The organism is Paenibacillus sp. FSL R7-0198 (assembly GCF_038000415.1).
GTDB lineage: Bacteria > Bacillota > Bacilli > Paenibacillales > Paenibacillaceae > Paenibacillus.
In genome coordinates, this window is record NZ_JBBOCB010000001.1 from 4065275 (window position 1) to 4091630 (window position 26356).

Here is a 26356-nt window from a genome sequence, read left to right on the forward strand (position 1 = left end):
TAAAAATGCGTAAGCTAAGTGAAGTATTGATCAAGTCGGGCGCGGAAATCTATCGGGATATTATTCCGGTGGCCTTGTACAGTGTCGTTAGCTCTATCGTATTGGTTCCCATTCTGATGTTTGCTCCGCTGCCGATCGCTATACTGCTCCTGGCCTTAATATATATGCCCATCCTGTTCGGTGTTTGTTATGCCGTGCATCACAGATTGGAGCGTAAGGAACGGCGCAATGGGCTTAAGGATATATGGATCGGAACGTTGAAGGGAATAATCCCTGGAGTGTCGGTGGGTGTGCTTTTCGCGGTGCTTGGCTTCATTCTATGGTCAACCTGGTGGTATTACGGTGGACAGGGTGGAATTACAGGTACAGCAGTGGGTGTATTCCAGACGTTCTTTGTTCTCATGGCGCTGATGTCACAGTTTTATACCTGGCAGCTTGTTTTACAAAAAAACATGGGCATCGTTCAGGCGATGGGGGAAAGTGTAAAGCTGTTCTTCCGTCACCCGGGGTACACGATGGGCGCTTGTTTTCAGGCCATGTGCCTGACTGCGCTGCTGATGCTGACTGTCGTTGGTTTCGGAGCGCTGTTTGGAGGTATGTTTGCCATCTATCAGCATAAGGTTGCTCTTAATGTGCTGGAGCCTGAAGAAGAGCCTGTCGTAACAGGTGGTAATGATCACCAGCATACAGGCTGGATAAGCCAGGGGAATGTGTGATGGGCCAGTTGAAGGGGACCGAGCAGATCCCGGCTGTAAAAACGGGAGTTGATCTTCTGTCCGGAGGGTTATCGCATCCGTGGTTAATAGGTGCTCGAATCGGTCTAATTACGAACCCGACTGGTATTACAGCGGATTTTGTATCGACAATAGATGTGTGCGCCGGACTGGCTAATACCGAGCTTACAGCGCTCTATGCCTGTGAGCACGGACTGGATGGAGAGCTTCAGGCGGGTGTCAGATTCGGAGACATGCTTCATCCACGTCTGGACATTCCGGTGTTCAGCTTGTATGGAGATTACAAGAGACCTACGCCTGCAATGCTGGCTGGAGTGGATACGGTGCTATTCGACATTCAGGATGTGGGCATCCGTTATTACACGTATGCCTCAACCTTGTTCCATATGATGGAGGTCTGCGCTGGAGCGGGCAAACGCATGCTGATTCTGGACCGTCCCAATCCGCTGGGTGGAAACGTTGTGGAAGGCGGTGTGCTGAACGCGGGGTATGAATCACTCGTTGGCGCTTGGCGTGTACCTGTACGTACCGGATTGACGGTAGGTGAACTCGCCCTGATGGTCAACAGCGAGATGGATGTACCTTGCGAATTGGACGTGGTTGCCATGGAAGGATGGCAGCGCTCCATGGAGTATGCGGATTGTGGTCTTCCCTGGATGTTACCCTCTCCCAATATGCCCACGCTGGACAGTGTGCGGGTATATGCGGGGACGTGCCTGTTCGAAGGCACTAATGTATCGGAGGGTAGGGGCACGACCCGCCCATTCGAGTGGATTGGGGCCCCCTGGGTTGAGGGTGAACGTTTGGCGGAACGATTTCGGGAATACAAGCTGGAAGGTGTGCATGTGCATCCAGTGTACATGTCCCCAACATTCTCCAAACATACAGGTGAGCTGTGTGGTGGTGTAAGGATTTTTGTAACGGACAGCAGGAAATTCCGGGCGGTAGAGACAGGGTTGGTGCTTTTACATGAACTGGTATCACTCTATCCGGAGCAATTCTGCTGGCTGGAGCCACCAGAGCCGGGTTCAAGGTACTTTATCGACCTGCTGGCAGGGGGTAAGGAAGTCAGGGAAACGATTCATGACTGGGCGGGCTTCGTTCGTTTAATGGAAGCGTGGAATGTACAGGCAGCGGAATGGAAGGAGCGGCGAAAGCCGTTTTTGTTATATCAATGAATGGATGTTTGTTATCGGAGGGAGGCATGAAATGAGTGGGCTAAACGAGTTATACCAGTCGAGGCTGGCGAAACAGATGACTTTGCGTGAGAAAGTTGGGCAAATGCTGCTTTGTGGCTTTCATGGCACCGAAGCTGTTGGCGATGTGGAATCCTTTCTCCGAAAGTATCCAATTGGTGGCGTAATCTACTTTGCTCGCAACGTTGAGTCGCCAGAGCAGGTAGAGCGGTTATCGTTAGGGTTACAGCAGATTGCCAAAAGCAGTGGTAATGTGCCGCTCTGGATCTCCATTGATCAGGAGGGCGGCATGGTTGCTCGAATCACCGAAGGGATCGCCTTGATGCCTGGACCAATGGCCATTGCCGCTGCCGGTTCCATTGAAGATGCGTATCAGGCGGCATATATCAGTGGGTTGGAGCTGAAGTCCATGGGCATTAACATGAACTTTGCTCCGGTATTGGATGTGAACAATAACGCGGTTAATCCGGTCATCGGTGTGCGATCATTCGGCGAATCTCCACAATCCGTTGCAGAATATGGGGCCAGAACCATCGCGGGAATACAGGACGCTGGGATTGCAGCGACAGCCAAGCACTTCCCGGGGCATGGGGATACGGATACCGATTCCCATCTGGACCTCCCAATCATCACTCATGATCGTGAACGGGTAGAGCGTCTGGAGTTGATTCCATTCCGAGCCGCTATCGCGGAAGGTGTCGATGCCATGATGTCGGCGCATATTTATTTCCCTGCACTGGAGCCAGAGCGTCTGCCCGTAACGCTATCGCAAACCGTATTAAGCGGTCTGCTTCGCCAGGAACTGGGTTATGAGGGCATGATCGTGACAGATTGCATGGAGATGGATGCCATTGCCGTGAACTATGGCACTGTCGATGCAGCCGTAATGGCGGTAGAGGCCGGGGCAGATCTGGTGTTAATTAGCCATACGGCTAAGCTTCAGGCAGAAGCATTTGAAGCGTTGATAGCAGCTGTGAGAAGCGGGCGGATTAGCGAGAGACGTATTGATGGGTCGGTGAATCGCTTGCTGATGTACAAGGCGAAACGTGGTTTGCTGGAGAGTGAAACAGGTGGTGCAGGTGATGAGGAATTGGACAGTGTAGTATCGAATGCACCTTCGTCAAAGGCATCAAATGATCCTGCTCATTCCAGTGGGCCTGAACGCAACAGTTTATTACACCAAGAGGTTGCCCGCCGTATTAGCGAGAATAGTATCACACTGGTACGCGATCAGCTGAATATGTTGCCTTTGAAGTCGGAACGCACGCTGGTCATAACGGTTGCCACGTCCGTGACGACAATTGCCGACGAACAGCTGACTCAGACGTTCACCTTGGGCTCAGCCTTATCCAATTATGGTCTGGATGTTGTCGATCTGACGGTCACACCCGAGGACGTTGCCATTCGTTCCGCCCGTCTGCTTCAGGCAGCGGAAGCAGATGACATTCGGCAGATTGTGGTGGGTACCTACAATGCGGGAAGTCCCTCCGGCGATCCACAGTGCAGGCTGATTGGTTGGATACAGCAATTGGGCAAACCGCTGGCTGTTGTGGCATTGCGAAGCCCCTATGATCTGCTGGCGCTTCCGGATGCCCAGGTCTATGTAGCGGCTTACGAGAGCCGGCCACTTGCCATGGATAGCGTCGCTCAGGCGCTGATGGGGCGCATTCCTCTTGCGGGGAAACTTCCTGTAACGTTAAAGCAGACGGATGATGAAAGAGTGGATGTCTCCTAGGCAGTGATAAGAATATGAGTTAATCTGCCTTTTGCAGGATGGAGAAGAGATGGATTGTGGGTTGAGCGAAACGGAAGTGTGAGTCGTTAAAATGAGAACAGATACAGAGCGAGCAAAGAGACGATCCTCCATAGGACCGTCTCTTTGCTCGCTCTGTATAAATGAATCATTATAAATTATTGCAATTGCAGTGCTTTGGCTGTTTGTGCCTCAACTTCATCCAAAAGTGAAGTCATGTCCATACCTGCGTGGTTGCCGAGCAGGATAATCGTGATATCATCGGATAGATTACGTGAAAAGGCTGTAGCAAACCCGCCACCACTACCGTTATGGAAGACGGTACGGTTTGTGCCGTTCTCTTTGAGAATCCAGGCGTAGCCATAGTTTTTATCGGAGTAGGGCTCATACATCTGTTCAATCGTATCTTGGCTTAGAATCTTGTCCGTATACAACGCACGATCCCATTTCAGCATATCATCCACCGTAGAATATATGGTTCCTGATCCGGATTGGGAAACATAATATGGGGCAGTTACCCATGCGTTATCTTGTTGAACAAAACCACTAATCGTGTGCACTTTACGGGAAGCCTCTCCCGAATTTTTCATGCCAAGTGGTTTCAATATCGTCTGCTGCACGTAGTCGGCATAACTCATGCCAGATACCTGTTCAACGACGTATGCAAGTAAAACATAACCGCTGTTGCTGTACAGATAGGCACTTCCTGGTTCAAACTTCAGCGTTTTGTGGCGAATCTCCTCTACAGTCTCTTCCATGGAAGTTCCTTCACCCCGACCGAATGCCGATGGCAGACCTGAAGTCTGGGATAACAGCATATGCAGCGTGATCTGATCTCCCTTCGGTATACCGGAGATGTACTTAGAGATTGGATCTTGCACATTAATCTTACCATCCTCCACGAGACTCAGAATGGACGCGGCTGTGAAGGATTTGCTCAGCGATGCGATTCGAGTCTTCTGATCCGGACGGTTCAGCGTCTGTTCGTCGGCAAGTCCGTAGCCTTGTCTTAGCAGAACTTCGCCATCACGGGCAATCAGCGCCATACCTGGATAGTTGATCTCGCGCAGATACGCATCTACACTGGCAACTTCGCTGTTCAGCAGGCTAACTTGATCGGTTACCATATTCACACTCATCTGACCTGTAGCTGTACGTTGGACTTTGATATCGGCCTTGATTGCATTAGCCATAGCCCGGACAGGTATCATCAACGTACCGTTAACGGTACGTGAATTCACACCTGTGGCCAGATCGACCTTGTTTACCTTAATGGAATTGCTGCCAGCCTGATGGATCAGCTTGTCTCTGCCAACGGTAATGGTAGCCGTCTTGGTGCGATTATCCCATTTCAACGTGCCTTTAACCGATGTGACCACATCCCGTAGTGGAACAAACGTTGAGCCTTTGATTATAAGTGGTGCGTTCTTCCAAGATTGTTGCTCACCATTCACTTCAATGTGAACTGCTTGCGTCGTCTGCGCTGCGGATGCCGTAATACCAGCTTGTCCCATAATCGGGCCTGCGCACAGGATGAGCGCTAACAGAATGCGGAACATGGATGAATATAACGTGGAAATACGTTGTCTTTCATTTGACTTGCGTAAGATGTGAATCCTCCCCTTCCAATCGTTTCATGAATAGTCAACTTATGAGCATTGTAAACGATCTCGCGTAGACGGTCAAAACGATTAAGCGGATATAATCAATATCATCTGATCAGATGATTTAAATTAAATTTGTACTAATTTAGTATCGACACATAATATTTTTATAGCGATTGTCCGATAAAAGGATGGGTGAAGATTATGATGGGGGATAGTTAAATGAAGAAAAGGATTCGAAATTGGTTTACTTTAACCGTAAAAAAGCGCCTGATCGCTGCATTGCTCCTGTTCCTGATTGTACCGAGCATTACCGTGGGATGGTTGTCTTATCAAAAAGCTGCTGACCAGGTTAAAATGGAAATTATTCGTTCCGCACAGGCCAAAACAGAAATGCTTAGTCTGCAGATAAATCAAATGCTGGATATGGAGAAGGATAACGCAGCGCAGATGGCTGCGGGTATTACTTCAAACGATATTATTAATAAATCTCCTGCACTGCAAAGGCAGATGGATCGGATGTCTCAGAATCATAAGGAACTGGGTGTACTCACCGCAGGTGCGGAAGATGGCAGCTGGATGAAATCTCCTGATCCTGGGGAACAGATCTATGATCCGCGTGAACGTTCATGGTATACGATGGGCATGTCTCAGGACGAACCTGTAATCTCGGATACATTCCAGTCGGCCACGACAGGTGAATGGGTCGTAACGGCGGCTGCCAAGCTGGCTGATGGCAAAGGGGTATTCGGGGCCAATGTCAGTCTCAATCATCTGAAAGAATCCGTTGATCAGATACGTATTGGTAAAGAAGGCAAACTGTACATGCTGGATAACGGGGGTAAATTCCTGTTCCACTACAATATTGAATCCGGTACACAGTCGGATCGACCTTACATCAATGAGATGTATACGAAGGAAAGTGGAACGGTGAAGTATACATATGATGGTCACGAAGTGGAAGCTGTGTATTTCACCAATCCGGTGACAGGTTGGAAAATTGTTGGGGAGATGGTTCCTTCCGAAGCAAGTGAAGCTGTAAGGCCTATTTTGATCCGTTCAATTACAATTGTGGCATCTGCATTGGTTATCGGGTTGATTCTGCTTATATTCATTATCCGCAGCATTCACCGGCCATTGCTGCAATTAACGCAGGCAGCATCCAAAGTAAGCGCCGGGGATCTCACCGTTCGGGTAGGTTTACAGCGCCGGGATGAGTTCGGACAGCTCGGGGAAAGCTTCGACACGATGACGACTTCACTTCGTAATGTGCTTGGAGAAGTGCATGATACGTCCAGCCAGTTGGCGGCATCTTCTGAAGAACTGATGGCAAGTTCCGAGCAGACATCCAAAGCCACAGAACAGGTGGCTGAACTGATGCAGGATGCAGCTGCGGGAACGACTTTGCAGAACAATAGTCTTGCTGCTACAGGTCAACTCGTGGGCGAAATGTCCATTGGAGTCAAAGAGATCTCATCAAGTGCTGAAGACACCGCTCGTATCGCTCTGGATGCATCCACCAAGTCGGAAGCGGGTATGGTTACAGTAGAAGAAGCGGTTACCCATATTCAGCAGGTGAATGATGAGAGCAAAGCCATGTCTGTGGTCATTGAGGATTTGCGCGCGAAAAATGAAGAGATTCTTGTGATCGTGGCCGAGATTACGGCCATTGCCAAGCAGACGAACATTCTCGCTTTGAATGCATCTATTGAAGCTTCAAGAGCTGGTGAGCAAGGGCGTGGATTCGCGGTTGTAGCCAACGAAGTGAAGACACTGGCTCACAGTTCAGGCGCTTCAGCCGAGCGGATTAATGAACTTATGCATGAGATGCAGGAGAAAACCAATGCGGTGCAATCCACTTTTGCCCGTACGGGAGAAGGTATGGTGAAGAGTTCGCAGATGGTTACAGAAGCGGGCGAAGCATTCAATAACATTCGTACTGCGGTTCAGTTGGTGGCTGCACAAGCTGGAGAAGTATCCGCGGCTTCCCGTCAAATTGATGGGGGCATGAGTCATATCAACAAGGCAGTAAGTGATACAATGGTTCTGTCGGACAGAATTGCCTCTGGAACGGAAGATGGATCAGCGGCTGCTCAAGAGCAGTTGGCTACAATGGAAGAGGTTGCAGCTTCTTCGGCAGCATTGTCACGTATGGCTGAAGATCTGCAAAGCATGATTGAACGGTTTAAGTTGTAACAGAGATTGAAATGAAAATGATTGAGGATAAATACTTATGGAAGGTGCTGAAATGCCCTTTCTGCGATGAGACTGCAGGGTTGCGACCCTGCGGTCTTTTTTCTGTTGAACAAGGGGCATCCGTTATGTATTTAAACACAGCATTCTTTTCCGTTATATTGACATATAACAAACAAAATTATATTATATCTATAAATAAACAAACAAAATTATATTATATTTGATTATTATACGGTTGAAATGACCATAACAATGATAAAAGGAGCTTTTACATGAAATCATCGGAATCCTGGTTGCAAACAGCTTCATTGGAAGAGATCAAGCGTGGTTATATAGAGGAGGGTCCCGCCTATATATGTGTCTGCTGCGGATACAGGACGGAATCTGGGATTGTCTACCCTGAAGAAGGAGTGCTCTATGAGGCAGCCCGTTATATGCGAGTGCATATTGAGAAGGTTCATGGATCGGTATTTGAATATTTGCTGGAGCTGGATAAAAGCGTAACCGGATTGTCTGATGTCCAGCGTGGATTACTGGCCCAGTTTCATGAAGGAAAGAAGGATGCTGAAGTACAGAAGGCCCTTGGTATCGGGAGTGCTTCCACGATCCGGAATCATCGATTTGTATTGAAGGAGAAGGAACGGCAGGCCAAGATATTCCTGGCATTAATGGAACTGCTCAAAAGTAAGGATACCCAGGCTCCAGCCGAATGGGTGTCACCGGTGACAAGGCATGGACATACGATCCGTCGTGATTCATTTGATTTTACAGAACAGGATCGGGAGAAGGTGCTGAATAAGTATTTTCCAGAGGGTACTGGCGGTCGGCTGACGACGTTTCATATGCAGCAAAAGCATAAATATATTGTGCTTATCGAAATTGCCAAACGATTCGAGACAGAGCGCAAATATTCCGAGAAACAGGTCAATGAGCTGCTGAAGGAAGTTCATGATGATTACGTGGAAATACGGAGGTATCTCGTCGACTATGGTTTGCTGGAACGTGAGCCAGACGGCAGTCAGTATTGGCTGGGAAGCCACACAGATCAACAGAGCGCCAAAGTTGGAAAACAGGAGCGCAAAGAAAAGGGGGAGCAGGAGAAGATGAATCGTCGCAAAGAATTGCAGGAACAGGCCAAAGAAGTTAAAACGGAAGCGGGCGTCTACCAGATTCGGAATGAACGTAACGGTAAAGTTTATATCGACAGCACACTGAACCTGAAAACCATTAACGGACAACGGTTTATGTTACAGATGGGTAGCCATCTGAATCGAAGATTGCAGGCTGAATGGAATGAATATGGAGAGACTGCGTTTGTGATCGAGGTGCTGGAGACATTGAAACAAGACGATAACCCGTATTACGATTCCAAAGATGCACTCGCCAAATGTCTGAATCGCTGGTTTGAACAGTTAGAGCCCTATGGAGATCAAGGGTACCACGGAGATAAAAAGCAATCGGTTTAACTCCGTTATTCCGTACCAAACCCCTCTTATTCAAGCGAATGCATAGAATTGCTTAATTTTCTCAGGCTTCAGGGATCATCATGAGTTCGAATAATTCTATTGTGCAGTTGGGCAGCTGTAGAGGCTGTAATCGGAGGTATTGTTGTAGAAAGCATCTCGCTAGCATCCGTTGGTTTACTTGGTGGAGCTTTGGTTGCCATTGGACTGATCCCGGCTATTATTTCATTGTCCCTGCGTCGCCGATCTGCAGCTGCGGAACGAAATGGAGCGTAAAGTACCTTCTTTCTCAGAAATGAAAATACCGCCTGAGCGTTGTTGAATAACGCTCAGGCGGTATTTCCATACTCATGGAGAACATTGCATTGCGTTTTTTTAAGTGCAGCATACCGTGATAGTTCATTCAGACGCCCCAAATACAACTTCATCCTATGGGAAGTCAGTTGTGCACCTCGAACGAATGACTACACGGTAATGTCTCCGCACCAGCGAGTGATTCCTTCATTTATGGTTTGCATTGGATTTGGATCGGATAGAGAAATCGCCCAGGCAATATGCCCATCCGGCCGAATAAGCGCCGTGTGGACGTCGTTCCAATCCGCGTCAGCCTCAGCCAAAGAGGCATGTACAACTTGAAGGTTGTTATACGATTCCCATTGACCGCTATTCTGTTCATTAAAATGGAAATGCAGCAGAAGAAAAGTACCTTTGTGTAGTAACGGATAGGCGTTGATCAATTGCCCGTCTTTCAGCTTTAAGCTTAGATCCTTAAAACGTTTCCCATTTAAAGGATGGGAAGGCGCTTCGGCGTCTGGAGCATAATGTACATCCATTGCGGAAACTTGTGCGGCGATTTGATAATTTGCCTCCGGTATTTGAATCAGTTTAGCTAACATGCTTCGAAGTTCCGTGATAGGGGGAGTCACGTCCAGAAGCAAGGTTTGGACCTCGGTATTCCGGAGCAAGGCCGTATTCCATGGAAAGCGTTCGGCATGATAACTGTTCAATAGCCAGTCCGGAGCCCAGCCTTTGATTGCTCCTGCAAGCTTCCAGCCTAAGTTCATCGCTTCTTGTAAGCCAACGTTCATTCCCTGTCCACCAGCGGGAAAATGAATGTGCGCCGAATCTCCCGCCAAGAACAATCGACCATTCCGATATCGTCCCGCTTGCCGCGTCGCATTTCCGAAACGGGACATCCATTTCACATCGTTCAATCCCAGGTCGCTTCCGGTCGTACGGATGAGCGATGAACGAAACTCTTCCAATGTAACGGGCTCATCCTTAGAGATGTTACTTCTCTCCATATCGATCATCAAGACCCGATACATATGATCATTGATCGGCATGATGCTGACCAATCCTTTTTCTGTAATCCGGGATATGACACTCATAGGAGCCAAATCAGATAGAATGGCATCCCCCAGAATTGCCGTGAAGGTCGCATCTGTACCTTCAAATGATATGTTTGCATGCTTGCGAACCAAACTTCTGGCTCCGTCTGTACCTACCACATAAGCTGATCTTAACGTTGTTTCTCCATGAGGTCCTGCGATCTTAACGTCAACCCCATCCTCATCCTGGTGTACAGATAGAGCCTCAACCTCTCTCCAGACCTCTGCGCCAAGGCTAAGCGCCCATTCCTCCAATACCTTCTCCGTCTCACTCTGCGGTAAAAATAGAATGTGATTGGAAGAAGAATCCAAAACGGTGAAATCCAAAGGAGTTTCTAATCCGGCGAAATGTCCTCTCGAAAGTAAGCGGCCTTGACTGATTAATTGTGATTTCACTCCACGCATATCTAATATTTCAAGAGTTCGAGGATGTACGGTAAGCGCGCGTGAATAAGGGGTTGTCTCTTTTAATCGCTCAATGACGCAGACCTTTACACCGGCTAATGCCAATTCCCCAGCCAGCATCATGCCGACAGGTCCGCCACCAATCAGGATGACTTCATATTTCATATCAAAACCCTCTTTTCTTATACATTATGGGAAAATCACGATAGCGTCTATTTCGATAAGCCATTCAGGATCGGCTAGTGCTTGAACGCCTATATACGTACTTGCTGTCTTCGGCCAGTTAGGGCCAAACACATGAAATCCTGCCTCAAAAATAATCGAAATCAATTCCGGGTTGTGGTTTACAACAAAAATATTCATTTTTACAATGTACAAGGGATCCGCTCGCACGGCTTCCAATGCATACTTAAGGTTGGTGAACACTTGAATCGCTTGCGCGTAATAGTCCCCTGAACCGACCAATAATCCTGTTTCATCTACAGAAACCTGACCTGAGATGAAAGCCAATTTGGAGGCAGTAGTCACCACGACATGAGAAATTACAGATGTAACCTTATCCGTCAAGGTCTTCGGATTTACGACTTCCATAGGCAGGTATGCTCCATTTCCATATTTTATAAATTTCCTCTTGAAAAGTGGACAAGTATTTCCGTCAAACCTCCTTCATCAATTATTGTTTCGTTAGAACCTTTTTTATTGCCTGTTAAAACAAGTGTGATGAAAATTATATATAATTTTAGTTTCATACGAAACAATATAACTTTACTTGGTTTCTATTTACCATGTCAACCCCAATCCCAATATGGGTATGCCCATATGTTTCTCAGAGAACAATCTATGATATAATAAAACAAATAAGTCGAGGAGCCAGCATAATGATGGATACTGCCAGTAAAAACAAAACGGCCATTCATGAATTTTTCGTTCAGTTTCTTGAGCAAAAAGAGCAATATGAAACCCGAATAACTGCCTCATACCTGGAGGATATCCGGAAGCATATTGAATCAGAATTCAGCTTGAATATGACGGAACTGCACACCATTGCATGCATCGGAGAGCAGGAGCCGATCAATCTCACTTCCATCGCGGAGAGAATCAATTTAAGTAAAGGAAATACCTCCAAGATCGCAAATAAATTACTAAAGGCAGGTTGGGTGCGAAAATCCCAGTTCAACGACAACAAAAAGGAAGTGTATTTTCGGCTAACGCCTATCGGCAAAAAGCTATTTGCTGCTCATGATGAGCTTCATACGAAGGAAAAGCAAAGAATGTACGAATTTTTGGAAAGATATAACGAAAGCGAGCTCGAATTTATTAAACGGCTGTTTGGAGATATGGTGGACTTCTATCGGTAACGTACCCAATAAATTGTTGTACATAGGTTAGACATCAATAACAATTGGGGATACAGTTCAAGTGGGAGGCTGCTTATTACACGCTTAACCTCGTCCGCAAAATGCAATATTTTAGCGAAGTATTGATCTCAAGTTGAAACACGTTGGTGAACACATCGATGATGCTCATCAGGAAGAAGAAGCGTCCTTCGCCTTCGATCCAGCCATATTTCACGTCCTATCATTACCAAAATCCCCTCTGCCAACGTGATGGCAAAGGGGATTTTGATGTAACAGACTATTTATTAAATAAGTTGGACTAATCTTCTGTACGAAAGCAGCGATTGGCAGATTATTCTGTCATCGTAGTGTTAGTGTAAACAATCTTTCGTTCAACGATTACAGCTTGAATTGTTCCACAAGCTTCTGCAGCTTGTGAGCCAGATGTGCGAGTGAGTCAGCAGAGGATGATATCTCCTGCATGGAAGCCACTTGCTCCTCCGTAGCAGCAGAGATGTTCTCCGTTCCATCGGCATTGGTTTCCGATATCGCGTGGATCTGATCAATGGATTGCACCACTTCGGCTGTACTTGCAGACATCTGTTGTGAGGCAGCTGCAATGTTCTCAAGCTGATGATTGACGACCCCAACAGCCTCACTAATCTGGGCAAAAGCTTCATCTGCAAACTGAACGGCACGAATGCCGTTACTTACATCCTGTTGCCCGATCTGTACATTGTGATTGGCCATGGAAATCTCCTGTTGAATCGCTCCGACCATCTCTACAATCTTCTGGCCTGAAAGGCTGGATTGTTCCGCGAGCTTGCGGACCTCGCTGGCAACAACGGAGAAGCCGCGTCCATGCTCACCTGCACGAGCTGCTTCAATGGAAGCATTCAGAGCAAGCAAATTGGTCTGTGCAGCGATATCTGTAATGACAGATACCATCTCACCAATCGATGTGGAATGCTGTTCAAGTCGTCCAGCAGTATCTGCCATACCTTGCACAAAGCGACTGACAGAACTCATCTCCGATACGGCCGTCTGCATGGTAGCATTCCCTTTATCCGCGAGCTCACTTGCTTGCATGGCAGCTTCGGATACTTGCTGTGTGCTGTTCGTTACCTGTCCTACACCTCCAGCAAGCTCATTCATCTGTAGTGCCGTATGTTTCAGGCTGCTTGTTTGTTTCTCAAGTCCAGCTGCGGATTCTTCCGTGATTAAGGCGACTTGCTCTGTTGCTTTGGTTGTCTCCGATGAGTTGACTGCCAATTGTGTAGATGAGGCGGTTAACTCGTCAGCCGTGTGTCGCACGTCCTGAATAACGGTTCGCAGGGATTCGCTCATTTTATTGAAGCTGGTGCTCAGCTTGCCAAATTCATCCTGTCCCAATACAGCAACCTCGATGGTCAGATTACCATTACTAATTTCGTCAGATGCCTTCACCAAGCGGTTCAGTGGTTTGGTGATTGATTGCACAATCCAGAAAATAATGATTGAGCTTACCGCAATTGCAATCGCTACAACAATAAGTGTGGTGTATAGGATTGGACGGACAGAAGCCGTCACTTCCCCACTGTCAATGACACCAACCACGGTCCAACCCGTCGTTTCATTGGTGGAGAAAAAGGCGTGTTCCTGGTTTCCATTTAGCGTATAAGTCAGACTTCCGTTTTTCTGTGCAAAAATATCTTTATAGGGTGCCATGGTTCCTTCGGTCCCCGGTTTTTCGGTAGGATGTACAATGATTTTATTGGCATTATCAATGATATAGATATAACCCTTCTCGCCAATCTTTGTGGAATTAACGGTCTTCGAGAGGGCTTCAAGCGACAGGCTGACAGAGACAACACCATGGCCATCTGCTGAGGTCTGAGCTACCGAAGCAACAACATTGCCGGTATTGCTTGATATGTAGGGGGTGATTACGGTAGGGACATCTTTGTTCTGTGTAGCAGCCTGATACCACGGGCGTTCGCGCGGGTCATATCCTTCTTTGTTCACCGCAGTTACAGGGGAATTAATATACACACCCTGATCAGTACCGATGGAGGCAAGTTCCACGTCATCATGGGTTTCCTTATACGCGTCGAGCAAGGTACGGATGGTCTCCGTTTCGTCACCCTGATTGGGTCCGACATTGCCTGCGTCCAGCTGACTTGCCAGGAAATCAACATTTTTGCGTGTTGCACCAATGATCTGGTCAATGGTCTGGTTGAGCACCGTAACACTGCTGATCGCGTTCTCATACATTTTCTCTTCAACCTTGGCTTCGGCTGTTTGGAAAGAGATAATGCCCAGACTGATTGTTGGAATGAGTAGCACGATGGCAAATGACAAAATCAGTTTCTCTCTCATCTGCATCGTTCTCTTGGCCCCTTGTTTACGAATCTTTTTCATACACATTCCCCCTCTGTGTAACTCATCCCCATGTCTAGTGGACAAGTCCAACTGTTAAAAGATATTTCGTTCCATTCTTTCCAGAAGTTTCTGGTGCTATCGTATGACAAAATTCGAGTTTATTCAACATTTTTTATGAGTTTCACGAAATTTTTTTTCGTTTTTATAGGTATTTAGGATCACAGCTGTTCTATAAAAAGTAATCTGTCTCTCCCTTAGTGCACATCTTGTGGTATATTTCTAGATTAATGTGAAGTGAATACTGCAGATTGTGAAATCCATAACGCATGTACCTGGTCATGTTGAATACATAAAAAAGTTGTTTTCATGGAGAATGTACCTGGATGAATCTACATCCATATATATCGGTTTATGGAGACAGAAATTGGAGAGGGGTTGTACGGCAGTTGGACCAAAGTACACTACAGATATCTGGACAGGAGAACATGGAAGAGGTCCAGGATCAGGCTACATTCATGCAGGGAGTCAAAGATTGTATCCCAACCCTGCTTGGTTATTTGAGTATTGGTTTTGCAGCGGGTGTCATTGAAATGACCGCAGGTCTGAGTCTGGCGGAAACGGCACTGCTCAGCCTGATTTTATATGCAGGATCGGCTCAGTTCATTGCAGCAGGCATGCTCGCATCGAATGGGTCAGCAGTAGCGATCATATTCACCATATTTTTTGTGAATCTTCGCCATTTGCTGCTCAGCGCAGCTGTATCGCCGTATTTTCGGCATCTGACCCCGCTTAAAAATATGTGGATTGGTTCATTGCTTACGGATGAGTCTTTTGGCGTAGCGATGACACGTGCAATTGGCAGAGAAAGGCTCAGTGAACGCTGGATGCATGGTCTGAATATTACCGCGTACCTGAACTGGTTCGTGGCTAATATGGCGGGAGCATACTTTGGACGCTGGATTACCAACCCGGAACGGCTGGGTCTGGATTATGCCCTGCCAGCGATGTTTATCGGACTGGTTGTCCTGCAGTTGGTGCATCGTAAAAACAAAAAAATACACATTAATGTGGCTATTATCGCCGTGGTCTGTGTAATCTTCGCCAGCATGGCTTCACTTGGCAGCATGAGTGTCATTGTGGCTGCGGTCATTGCGGCAACGATGGGAGTGTTCATGGAACGATGGAAGTAAGATGGGATGTATTCTGGATTATTATGGGATCGGCGCTGTTAACATTTATCCCGCGTGTACTGCCACTGATGCTGTTCAGCAAGATACAGATTCCAATGTGGTTGTTACGCTGGCTGGAATATGTACCCGTAGCGGTCATGGCAGCGCTGATTGGTCAGGAACTGTTCATGTCGGACAACCAGTTAGTGCCGATTACGCAAAATGCAGCTCTGTGGGCTTCCCTGCCTACAATTGCAGTAGCGATCTGGACACGCAGTCTGCTTGGAACGGTATTGGTCGGTATTGTGGCTATGATGATACTGCGATATTGGATGGGATAGAGTGTGGATTGAAATATGAAATACCTGAAGGAATAGAATTGTGATGAAAACGCTATTTTCTATTGTAGCCGAAAGGGATAAAATGGAGACTGAGGTGTTCAGTATTTCCATTTTGCACAAGAGGAAGGAACGATTTCAATCATGAGTACTAGTCCATCCGTTATATTGTTTCAGGGAGACTCGATTACAGATGGGGGAAGATCACGCAATGATGATCCGAATCATTTTCTCGGACACGGATATGCGTATCTGATCTCCAGCAAACTGGGTATGGAACTGGCGGGCAAGCAAAAGACCTTCTATAACAGGGGCATCAGCGGGGATCGAGCATCCGATCTGTACGCACGCTGGAATGAGGATACAATTAGTCTGAAACCGGACCTGATCAGCATCCTGATTGGGGTTAATGATGCATGGCGCACGATGAATGGTGAACCTAGCGGGGTAACGGATCGTTTCGGACGGGCGTATCGCCATTTGCTCGAAGAGACTCGGGAAGTGATGCCGGATACGGGGCTGATTTTGATGGAGCCGTTTATTCTGAGAACCGGAGCGACCGCGGAGAAATGGGAAGCCTGGGAAGAGTATATCGGTCAATATCAGAAACTGGCCCAAGGTCTTGCTGAAGAATTTGGAGCTGTGTGGGTGCCATTACAGCAGACGTTTAATGACGCTCTGAAGCAGGCGGATGCAGCGTACTGGTTATGGGATGGCGTACATCCAACTGCGGCAGGTCATGAGCTGATTGCACGTCAATGGTTGTCTGTTGTACAGAATTCTTCGCTTGCAATTGTGTAACATAAACAACAGCGGACAGTTGCGATATGGGCAACAGCATTATAGGTATACAGGATTAGTTGAGGATATAAGATAGTTAAGAATATGAGATAGCCATAAAAAGCCTGTGGTGACAGGCAGAATGTAACGGAGAACCTGACGAAGGTTCTTCGTTTTTTTGTGTTGGGAAGGAGAAGGGCGTAACGTCGTGGAAAGGGTTCTAATGGATAATTCTTCAAAAGTGCTATCATATCCGGTAAAATGAAATCGATTACATTGTAATATTGATATGACAATCCATTAACGAAGAGTGGTGAATCCAGTGGAAGATTCCATTCACGAAGTCGAAAATGAAAATATAAACCAATGTGGAAATGAGAGCAGAGCATTGAGATCCTTAAGTGCCGACAGACTCTTAGAGAAGTTATCCCGGCCTGAATTGGCTACGTTATACACAGACTTGAAGGCTTACGCTGAACGTGCCTTGAAAGAACCGATGCCTTCCTTGTCGTTCCGTCTATATCGACAGTTCAGTGATACGGGTGAGCGCAAAGCCTATGAAGAGGCTTATTTCGATCGAAGAGGCAGACTTGCTGCTGTGGCGATGCTCGCCTTGGACACGGCTAGGCCGGATGCACTGCAAGCGCTGGAAGAAATGTTGTGGGACGTGTGTGGTGAGTATACGTGGTGTTTGCCCGCGCATCTGGGTACGGGCGAGATCAACCAGGTGGATGGAAACATTGATCTGTTCGCCGCAGAGACGGTACATATGCTGGCCGAGATTGTGAACATTCACACCGAGCGGCTGGATCTTCTTGTCATAGAGCGGGTTAGGTCTGAAGCAGAACGGCGAATCTTCAAACCGCTTTACCGGGAGCAACGGAAGTTCCACTGGCAGACAGCGGATCACAACTGGTCGGCGGTCTGTGGTGGGTGCTGTGGCATGGCCGCGTTGTTGCTGCTCGAGGATGAGTTCACACTACAGGAATCGATCTCCCATACGGTCAGCTGTATGAACGCATTCTTGAGCGGATATGGTGAGGATGGCGGCTGTGCCGAAGGTATTGGCTATTGGGTATATGGCTTTGGTTATTACACCTATTATGCCGAGATGCTTCGTGAGTATAGTGACGGTGAATTAGATCTGCTGACGGGTTCCAAAATAGCAGCCATCGCAGCCTTCCCGCTGCGAGTTCATCTGTCGGGCGGTACATATGTGAATTATTCGGATAGTGCCGAGCAGGAAGAGATTCCTTCCGGATTGCTCTCCTTGCTCGCATCCCGTTTCGGGTTACAGGGAGATTTGCCGCTTCATATTCCACTGTTCACCGATGATTCCTGTCATCGTTGGGCCCATCTATTGCGGAACGTGATGTGGAGCGATCCGGCAGTGTACGGTGATGAAGGAGCCTTTAGGCAGGCTGAATGTGGATTTATTTTTCAAAATCTGGGCTGGATGATTGCAAAAGGATCACTCGATACTCCAGATACAAAACGTACAAACAGCACACCCCTTCATGTGGCTATTTCCATTAAAGGTGGGCATAACGATGAACCTCACAACCATAATGATCTGGGGCAGTTCATTATCCATTGCGGTGGTGAGAATATTCTGTGTGATCCAGGAGCAGGGTTGTATACCCAAGCGTATTTTGCGCCTGGCAGAGAGCAGTTGTTCCACATCTCGTCATCCGGGCATAACGTTCCGCTCATTGAAGGCAAGGAGCAAAGCTCGGGCCGACAAGCACAAGCCCATGTGTTAGAGGCAAAGTTGGCAGAGGATGGCGGTGAGCTGAATACAACATTCGATCTGACATTCGCATACCCTGGAGCTGCTTCACTGGCTTGTTATACGCGCCAATTTTATTGGAAGATGGCTTCTGGCGATAGCAGGAATAGAGCAGAATTGCGTCTCATTGACCGTTTTCAATGGAAGAGCAGGATGGTGTCTTTGGCTGAACGATCATCTTCGGTGGTTTCAGATTCACATGCAGAGTGTTCAAGTGTTGTTGAACGATGGATGAGTAGAGTACAGCCTGAAGTGGTGAAGTGCGGTAATATTCGCTGGCAAGGCGTACATGGAACGGTCCATATGACGTATGATGCGAACCAGTGGCAAGTCCTTACGGAGGGAATAGACACAGTTGATCATGATAATGTACCAGTCAAATTCTATCGAACGTCACTATCATGGACAGGTGTGATCGATGAGACGGATGTTTGCATAGAAAGTTCTGATCTGATTGAAACAGTATGTGAGGTACGCTTCATCATTGAACCGAAAATGGTAGAAACCGAGGTGAGCATGCATGAGTAAATATACATCCGCGTCCACGTATCCATGGAAAGATGAACTCGAACATTACCGCACATTGGCAGAACAAGCGGGCCCCCCTCCGGCAGACGGCTGGAATAGGGAGCGCAAGTTGGCACTTGTTGAAAGTGTTGTTTGCGCTTACACGCCATATCAGGACAGCCAGGGTGCAATTATCGACCCGTTCTCGGGTGTGGAGAGATATTATTCTACACCAGCCTATGCGATGGCTGCGGCGGTTCTGGTTGACGCGGGGCGTACAGATCTGCTTGACTCCGCAGCGGCAGCCCTGTCACAGAGCATTGATGCCGTGGTCAAAGGTAGCGCACCTGACAATCATCCTGATTTTTTTCCGGTGCTCATGATGAGAGCTTATATGTTGTTGAAATCACATCTGCCTGAACAAGCACAGATCTGGGCTGAGGCACTCAAGACGATTGATCCAGAACAAGATTATGTATTTACGATGAGCAAGATGAACAATCCCAATCGCATGATTAACTGGAACGCCATTATGATCTCTGGCGAATATCTGCGGTGGCATGAACAGCTGGCGAGTGAGGATACAACGTGGATGGATCGTTATCTGGAAGCCTATCATTTGCCCCGGTTTACGGCCCTTGGGTTGTATCAGGATGGACCGCTGGATCGTCCGAATTGTCCATTTTCCTATGATATTGCTACCCGTTATCACCTTGGGGTGATGCTTGAAGCTGGTTACGAAGGTGCCACTGCCGACAGGTTGCGTGAGCAGCTGCGCCATGGTGCCTTCAGCTCGCTACTGACGCTCTCGCCGCTAGGTGAGATTCCGCCGCGTGGTCGCAGCTCCCAGCACCAGTGGAATGAAGCGGCCGCAGCTTATGTATGTTCCACACATGCAACGCAGGCTCTGGAGGTGGGAGATCCGGTGATGGCGGGTGCTTTTGCACGTGCGGCTAATCGGTGTTTTGCTGCAGTGGAGCGCTGGAAGATGGATGATGGGCGTCTGAAAATTGTACGCAATGAATACGCGCCAGAAGATCGGCACGGGTATGAAATCTATACCAACCACACCTGTTACAACCTGTGGACGGCAGCAGCGCTGGCTCACGCTTGTCTCAGTGATCCGGGAGACGATGTGGGCGAAGTGTACCTTCCTTCCGAGGTGGGCAGCCGGGTTTTGCAGACCGATGGGTGGTTTGAAACTGTGATTGCTTCCATACCTGGTCAGCAACTGGTACTACACACGGCGATGAATGATCCGTATACGATCCCTGGTTTGGTACGGATTCAGCAGATGGGGTTACCTGGTCTAATTGGTCCGTCCGCTGCCAGCCATGTGCAGGCCGGGTTTACGGAATTTGCTGAAGGGGAGGTCCGTCCGCTCAGCTACTGTCCTGCCTGGAAGACACCAGATGGGGTATGGCACAGTCTTGCAGAGGGGATTCCATCCGGTGGTGCATATGATCGTGACGTTGGATTAGACCCGGCTCAGGGAGGAGGGTCTATAGTGTATGAGAAGGTGGACCATGATACGCGGAATCAAGTGGAGCAGCATTTGGCGGAAAGAGCGGCGGAAGATGTGGTAAACGCCTCGGAAAATTCTTTTGCCGTGACATGGGTCGGTCCATTACCCGGAATTGAAACATTGCGTACTCATTATGTGCAACAGGCAGACTTGCTGACCATAACGTATGAATTCGAAGGTGAGATCGCGGCGGCAGGTGCACTCATTCCGTTGATGTTCCATGATGGTCGTGAACAGGCGGTGATTACCCACACGGATCATAGTGTGCGAACGGAGTATCGCGGGGCATATGTAGAATCTACAGCGCTGGATCAGGGAGCCATTATACATCTGGAGGAGCAGGCCGTGGCTTCACGTAATGGGTTGCTGAAGGAAGCACGGATTGAATTGGGCGGAGCACAAAGTCTGTCATTTACGATCCGATTGGGCGAGGTTAACTGAAGGTGTTCAGGTTGAGGATGAGCTGGAGCATCAAGCATAGATGTCTGGTATTGAATCGAGGAGGGATATGTTCATGAACACATCAACATCGGTAAAATGGCTCGAGGAAGCGTGGCAACAGGGTGCTGCCAAAACGATTCGGAACGCAAAGCGGATCAAGGATACATTTCCACACATTGCCCCTCAGGGGATGTATGATCGAAATGATCCGGAATGGTGGACAGCAGGTTTCTGGCCTGGATTGTTATGGCTGGTCTATGGGGATGCGCCGGAAAGTGAAGCGGTGGCTCCGCTACATCGCATTGCCGAAAGCTGTGAGCGGCAACTGGAAGGTTGTCTGCGTGATCCCGAATCGGTGGATCACGATCTGGGGTTCATCTGGCTGCTTAGTGGCGTAGCCAACTATCGCCAGACGGGCAGCATGGATGGACGGCGGCGCGGCATGCTTGCCGCCAACCTGCTCGCTGCCCGGTTCCACGTGCGCGGTGAGTTCATCCGCGCCTGGAACTTCAGCTCGTCAGCAATGGATACGCGCGGCGTAGCCATCATTGACAGCATGATGAACCTGCCGCTGCTCTACTGGGCATCCGAGCAGAGCGGCGACCCTCGCTTCCGCTGGCTGGCGGAAGCGCATGCGGACACCGTGGCGCGCGAATTCATCCGCGCTGACGGGTCCATCTGCCACGTGGTGGAGTTTGATCCACACACGGGGCAGAAGTTGCGTGAGCATGGCGGACAGGGCCATGCTCCAGGTTCCGCCTGGGCGCGGGGGACCGCCTGGGCGTTGCACGGGTTTGCGCTGTCTTTCCGGTATACGGGCGAAGCCCGATATCTGGAGACAGCGGAGCGTGCGGCCGATTTCTTCCTCGCCATGCTTGGCGAAGAGATCGTGCCGGTGTGGGATTTCCGCGCACCTGCGGAGCATCAGGTGGCGTGGGACTCGTCCGCTGCGGCGATTGCCGCGAGCGGGTTGCTCGAGCTGGCGAAGCTGTCGCCACGCGGGGAAACCTATGCCGCCGCGGGAGAGCGTATCGTCCGCGGCTTGCATGAGCACTATAGCTCTGGCGACTCGGCAGCGGAAGAAGGTCTGATCATGCAGGGAACGGTGCATTACCCGGAAGGGCGAGGGCTGAATGTGCCGATTATATACGGCGATTATTTCTATATGGAAGCGTTGGCGAAGCTGCGTGGATATGCGGGGTTATTTTAAAAAAGAATTGAGTGCTATGAACAAGAGGAACTGAAGGTGAGAACGGATCAGTATGGTTGTGTTCGTGTTATACGTTATATATTCAGTATGTAATTGTCAGTAACATCATTAGCAAACCATCATCACCTGTCCGCATAAGGCTGTCTCTAGGATTAGGAACGATATTCCTTCTATTGGAGACGTAGTATATCTAAGTTTGAGCTTTGAATAGACAAATCAAGGTAAGCGGACAGGCGGATGGCTCTACTGAAAGAATCGATTTTCACTTCGAAGGCGTACGTCTCAGGATGACAAAGTCGGCAGAAGATTGATCAGGATAACGTTGCGGAATAATCTCATGAACTTTGAAATCAGGGTAGTCGAAGAGATATTCGAACAGATTACGGTCCTGGATTGTATCAATCCCCGGGTTGCCGTTTTCTTTCAAACGGGTGTAAAGCACCACCCATGCTGTTGAGGAGTGCAGAATATCATAGAGGGTATTGCGAAAATCTGTTTCATCCGTGATGTGATATAACACATCCAGACAGACCGTCAGATCGGCTTGCAGGAAACCTCGGTTAATCCATAGGCCTGGTGTATACAGCATGAAGCTCTTGGACGAATCCTTGGCAAATTGGGAAGCACAACGCTTTACTGAAGAAGCCGCTACATCCACGCCCAGGTAGTCCTCATAATTCATGTATTGCAACTGGTTGCCATCCCCACACCCAAACTCAATGACACGATGAATACCTTCACGTTGAATCAGTCCGTTCACGACCTCGGCCTTAAATTCAGCCAAAACCCCGTATGAACCCCTCCCGGAAGTTTCACCCGAACGATATGTTTCCTCCCAATACCCGATGTAATCAAAAGGCTGATGCATTATGTTTCCTCCAATCCTGTTAAAAGAAGTTCAAGACAGTCAATATACATAGGTATGCGTAATATACGCAGGTATGATCAGTTGAAACAGGAATAGAAGATAAATTAATTTCCATAGAATTCCCTGAAAATTTCCTGAAAGTCTAAACATCTGGAAAGGACTTGCCGACATAAAACATAAGGAAAAAAATGATGATAATCGGGGGGAAATGATGTTAAAGCCAAGATTGACCAAGTACATGGTGATGATGCTGGTGTTGATGCTGAGTATTTCCAACGTAGGCTTGGCCGCTGCGGCAGATAAAGAACTGTCCAAAATTGTGGTTTCCAAGAATGAGATGTCGCTCGAAGTTGGTGATTCCAGTTCCGTTACGGTGACAGGTGTATATTCTGATAATACGTCGGCAAACGTAACGATCAGTTCATCCTGGAGTACCAGTGATGCTTCGATAGCAACTGTATATAATGGCGCAATTACAGCCAAAAAAGAAGGTACAGCGACGATTACCGCAGCTTACCAGGGTCAGAGTCAGACCGTTCAAGTGAAAGTGACGAAGAAAGTCAAAGCCCTTTCGAAAAACGTGCAAAGTCTGGATTTGCGCACGGGAGATACAAAAGAAATTATTTTGACAGCAACGTATAGTGATAATGAAACAAATAATGCAGCAGCAAGTACCGCAGAATGGTCTACCAGTGATGAGAAGGTTGCTACCGTTGTGAATGGTAAAGTAACTGGACAAAGCGCAGGTACGGCAGTTATTACTGCGAAAGTTGGCAGCCAGAGCGTGACGGTGGATGTTAACGTTGAAGTGGTTAAACGTGTAGATGTAGATAAACAGCAGGTTAACCTGTTGTTGAACAAAAGTGAAAGTGTGAAAGTGACGGCTACGTATCCAGATGGCACAACCAAAGATGTAACGGATCTGGCGGAGTGGACATCCAGCAATGAGAAGGTCGCAGACGTTCTCAAAGGCGAAATTACAGGATACTCGGCAGGTTCTGCCAAGATCACAGCCAAATACGGTACGAAATCCGTTTCCGTTGACGTGGATGTAGATCTGACCAGCAAGCTGAGTGTGGAGAAACAAAGTATTTTCTTCCGTTTGAGTGAGACAACCAAAACGGCTAATGTCGTTGTAACGGCTTCTTATCCAAACAGTAGCGATGTGAATGTAACGGATCAGGCAACATGGACATCCAGCAACGAGAAAGTTGCAACGGTGTTCAAGGGACAGATCACAGCCATTAGTGCAGGTTCAACAACGATCAAAGCAACCTATAGTGGCAAAACTGTAGAAATTGCTGTGGATGTAGATACGGCAAGATATTTGGATATCAAAGATGTAAATGACAAACTCGCTATGAGTGTTACGGGTGATAACAAGTCCAAAACATTGGTAGCCAATGCAGAGTATATTGATGGAAGCACAGAAGTTGTAACTTCCAAAGCAACGTGGACTTCAAGCAATGCAGATGTTGTATATGTATCCAACGGTGATCTGATCGCATACAAATCCGGTACGGCTACGATCTCTGTAACTTATGGCGGTAAAACAGCTAAGTTTACCGTAAATGTTGACGTTCCGGACAAGTATGAAATGGATAAGAAAAAAGCATCCGTAGCTGTTGGTGGAACGACTTCTGCCAAAGTACTGGCGTTGTATGGTGAAACATCCAAAGATGTATCCGAAGATGCAACATGGAGCAGCAGCAGCGACAAAATCGCTGAGGTAGATAGCAAAGGGGTTATCACAGGTGTTGCTACAGGTAAGGTAACCATTACTGCGAAAATTGAAGGCAAAACGCTGACTCTGCCTGTTGAAGTAGGTATGGCTAGTGGACTGGAAGCAGATGTGAACTTCGTTGTTCTGTCTGCCAAAGAAACTCAGACGATCCTTCTAACAGGTACGGATGAGGACGGCAACACGTTGGATGTTACATCCGAAGCAACCTGGAAATCCAGCAATGCACGTGTAGCGGATGTGAAAAAAGGCGTGATCACGGGTAACAGCAGTGGTAAAGCCAACATCACAGCAGAATACGGCTCCAAAAAAGTGACGATCCAAGTTGAAGTGGATGTCATCTCACGTATTGAAGCTTCCGAGCCGGCTCTGTCCCTGAAATCAGGCGATACAGCTGATCTGACAGTAACTGCTATCTTGAGCGATGGTAGCGAGCGTGATGTTACGGACAAAGCTGAGTGGAAAACGAACAGTTACAAAGTAGCTCAAGTGACCAAAGGTAAAGTCAAAGCTACAGGTTCAGGTAAAGCCAAAATCACGGCCAAATACGGCAGCAAGTCTGTCACGATCGCTGTAGATGTGGATACACTGAAATATTTGCAGACGGATAAAGTAACGTTGACCATGAAACCTGGTGAAAAGGTAACTGTGGCGGCAACTGCAACGTATGCCGATGGCAGTGAAGCCAATGTATCCAAACCGGCTCTCTGGAAATCTTCCCGTATTGCAACAGCATCGGTGAAAGATGGAGTTATTCAGGCGAACGGTAAAGGTAAAGCAACGATTACGGTGACATTTGCAGGTATGAAAACCAAAGTCACGGTAGTGGTTGAAGCGAAGTAATTGCTTTTCCAAATGTGAGCGTGAAACACACAAATAAAAACGGTGATGCCAGCTAATAGCTGGTATCACCGTTTTTGGTCTATAAACTAAAGTGTGGTCTTCATACGCTAACGAATCTGAAACGTCTTATTCAGGGATCGTTCCCTGCACGTTCTACTACTACATCGTGTGAGACAGTACCAGCGCACCATAGGCAAAAGCGATCACGATTAGAATGGCTGGATGCAGCTTGGTCTTGGTCATGACCCAGAGCGAGATGCCTGCAATGATCAATGTCTGCCAGATGCCGATGGAATCGGTGGATAGCTGGCCGAATTCCCATGTGAGCAGAATCATGAGTACAGCGATAACCGGCTGCACGAGTAGGGTCATACCTTTGACTTTTGGTGACGTGCGATGTTTGTTCAACAGACGAAGTAATAAAATTAATGCGGTTGCGGAAGGTACGATCGTGGCAAAACTTGCGATAAATGCCCCAAACCAGCCTGCCACGTGATACCCGACAAATGCAGCGATTTTGGTTGCAATTGGGCCGGGAAGGGCATTACCAATCGCCAGTACATCCCCGAATTGCTCTGTGGTCATCCATTGGTAATGGTTCACAATCTCTTCCTGCATTAGTGGGATGGAAGCTGGACCGCCCCCATATCCCAAGATGTTCGCTACAAAAAATCCCCAAAATAATTCCCACCATGTCTGGAGCAT

At 47.9% G+C, this 26356-nt stretch carries 20 protein-coding genes; 14 read left to right on the top strand and 6 right to left on the bottom strand.

What is annotated here, in order from left to right; all coding sequences use genetic code 11:
• Positions 1-5: 5 nt before the first annotated feature.
• The 3 genes from MKY87_RS17700 to nagZ are packed head-to-tail and all read left to right on the top strand — an operon-like array spanning position 6 to position 3665.
• Complete coding sequence (locus tag MKY87_RS17700) at positions 6-716, top strand: hypothetical protein (RefSeq protein ID WP_340965555.1); 711 nt, start codon at positions 6-8, stop codon at positions 714-716.
• Positions 716-1912 (top strand): exo-beta-N-acetylmuramidase NamZ family protein, encoded by a 1197-nt coding sequence (locus MKY87_RS17705; protein ID WP_340965557.1) that lies wholly within the window; start codon positions 716-718, stop codon positions 1910-1912. Before MKY87_RS17700 ends, MKY87_RS17705 begins: the two co-directional genes overlap by 1 nt.
• 31 nt (positions 1913-1943) lie before the next feature.
• On the top strand, positions 1944-3665 hold the full coding sequence (nagZ, locus tag MKY87_RS17710; protein ID WP_340965558.1) for a beta-N-acetylhexosaminidase: 1722 nt from the start codon (positions 1944-1946) through the stop codon (positions 3663-3665).
• A gap of 176 nt (positions 3666-3841) precedes the next feature.
• Here the strand turns inward: nagZ and MKY87_RS17715 are convergent, their stop codons facing one another.
• Positions 3842-5242, bottom strand: a complete 1401-nt coding sequence (locus MKY87_RS17715) for a serine hydrolase (protein ID WP_340965559.1) — start codon at positions 5240-5242, stop codon at positions 3842-3844.
• Positions 5243-5509: 267 nt separating this feature from the next.
• Between MKY87_RS17715 and MKY87_RS17720 the strand changes: the two genes are divergently transcribed.
• From MKY87_RS17720 to MKY87_RS17730, 3 genes are all read left to right on the top strand, one after another.
• Positions 5510-7483: a methyl-accepting chemotaxis protein gene (locus MKY87_RS17720; RefSeq protein WP_340965561.1), complete on the top strand. Its 1974-nt coding sequence runs from the start codon at positions 5510-5512 to the stop codon at positions 7481-7483.
• A 272-nt stretch (positions 7484-7755) separates the two neighbouring features.
• Positions 7756-8949, top strand: coding sequence for a DUF2087 domain-containing protein (locus MKY87_RS17725; RefSeq protein ID WP_340965562.1), 1194 nt, complete (start codon positions 7756-7758; stop codon positions 8947-8949).
• Positions 8950-9048: 99 nt separating this feature from the next.
• Complete coding sequence (locus MKY87_RS17730) at positions 9049-9222, top strand: hypothetical protein (RefSeq protein WP_176873052.1); 174 nt, start codon at positions 9049-9051, stop codon at positions 9220-9222.
• 188 nt (positions 9223-9410) lie between these two features.
• Here MKY87_RS17730 and MKY87_RS17735 read toward each other — a convergent pair whose 3' ends face one another.
• Together MKY87_RS17735 and MKY87_RS17740 are read right to left on the bottom strand one after the other, a co-directional pair.
• Positions 9411-10907 carry a monooxygenase gene (locus tag MKY87_RS17735; protein WP_340965563.1) on the bottom strand — a complete coding sequence of 499 codons (1497 nt, stop codon included), beginning with the start codon at positions 10905-10907 and terminating at the stop codon, positions 9411-9413.
• 24 nt (positions 10908-10931) lie between these two features.
• Positions 10932-11333: a RidA family protein gene (locus tag MKY87_RS17740; RefSeq protein WP_091038044.1), complete on the bottom strand. Its 402-nt coding sequence runs from the start codon at positions 11331-11333 to the stop codon at positions 10932-10934.
• Between the two features lie 287 nt (positions 11334-11620).
• On the opposite strand from MKY87_RS17740, the gene MKY87_RS17745 reads away from it, so the two are divergent.
• Positions 11621-12100: a MarR family transcriptional regulator gene (locus MKY87_RS17745; RefSeq protein ID WP_235193904.1), complete on the top strand. Its 480-nt coding sequence runs from the start codon at positions 11621-11623 to the stop codon at positions 12098-12100.
• Between the two features lie 378 nt (positions 12101-12478).
• On the opposite strand, the gene MKY87_RS17750 is transcribed toward MKY87_RS17745, so the two are convergent.
• Complete coding sequence (locus MKY87_RS17750) at positions 12479-14479, bottom strand: methyl-accepting chemotaxis protein (RefSeq protein WP_339786977.1); 2001 nt, start codon at positions 14477-14479, stop codon at positions 12479-12481.
• 446 nt (positions 14480-14925) lie between these two features.
• On the opposite strand from MKY87_RS17750, the gene MKY87_RS17755 reads away from it, so the two are divergent.
• From MKY87_RS17755 to MKY87_RS17780, 6 genes are all read left to right on the top strand, one after another.
• Positions 14926-15630, top strand: a complete 705-nt coding sequence (locus MKY87_RS17755) for an AzlC family ABC transporter permease (RefSeq protein ID WP_339790381.1) — start codon at positions 14926-14928, stop codon at positions 15628-15630.
• Complete coding sequence (locus MKY87_RS17760) at positions 15621-15950, top strand: AzlD domain-containing protein (RefSeq protein ID WP_340965564.1); 330 nt, start codon at positions 15621-15623, stop codon at positions 15948-15950. Before MKY87_RS17755 ends, MKY87_RS17760 begins: the two co-directional genes overlap by 10 nt.
• Before the next feature lie 141 nt (positions 15951-16091).
• Complete coding sequence (locus tag MKY87_RS17765; protein WP_076216567.1) at positions 16092-16748, top strand: SGNH/GDSL hydrolase family protein; 657 nt, start codon at positions 16092-16094, stop codon at positions 16746-16748.
• A 367-nt stretch (positions 16749-17115) separates the two neighbouring features.
• Entirely contained in the window at positions 17116-19044 is a 1929-nt protein-coding gene (locus MKY87_RS17770) for a heparinase II/III domain-containing protein (protein ID WP_340965566.1), read from the top strand.
• Positions 19037-20989: a glycosyl hydrolase gene (locus MKY87_RS17775; RefSeq protein WP_340965567.1), complete on the top strand. Its 1953-nt coding sequence runs from the start codon at positions 19037-19039 to the stop codon at positions 20987-20989. The genes MKY87_RS17770 and MKY87_RS17775 overlap by 8 nt, the downstream gene beginning before the upstream one ends.
• A 73-nt stretch (positions 20990-21062) precedes the next feature.
• Complete coding sequence (locus MKY87_RS17780) at positions 21063-22199, top strand: glycosyl hydrolase (RefSeq protein ID WP_340965568.1); 1137 nt, start codon at positions 21063-21065, stop codon at positions 22197-22199.
• A gap of 262 nt (positions 22200-22461) precedes the next feature.
• Here MKY87_RS17780 and MKY87_RS17785 read toward each other — a convergent pair whose 3' ends face one another.
• Entirely contained in the window at positions 22462-23067 is a 606-nt protein-coding gene (locus MKY87_RS17785) for a methyltransferase domain-containing protein (RefSeq protein WP_036616541.1), read from the bottom strand.
• A gap of 226 nt (positions 23068-23293) precedes the next feature.
• On the opposite strand from MKY87_RS17785, the gene MKY87_RS17790 reads away from it, so the two are divergent.
• The gene (locus MKY87_RS17790) at positions 23294-25651 is read left to right on the top strand and encodes an Ig-like domain-containing protein (protein ID WP_340965570.1); all 2358 of its coding nucleotides are present in this window, start codon (positions 23294-23296) and stop codon (positions 25649-25651) included.
• Between the two features lie 159 nt (positions 25652-25810).
• Here the strand turns inward: MKY87_RS17790 and MKY87_RS17795 are convergent, their stop codons facing one another.
• A complete protein-coding gene (locus tag MKY87_RS17795; RefSeq protein WP_145152194.1) occupies positions 25811-26356 on the bottom strand; it encodes a chromate transporter in 546 nt (181 codons plus the stop codon).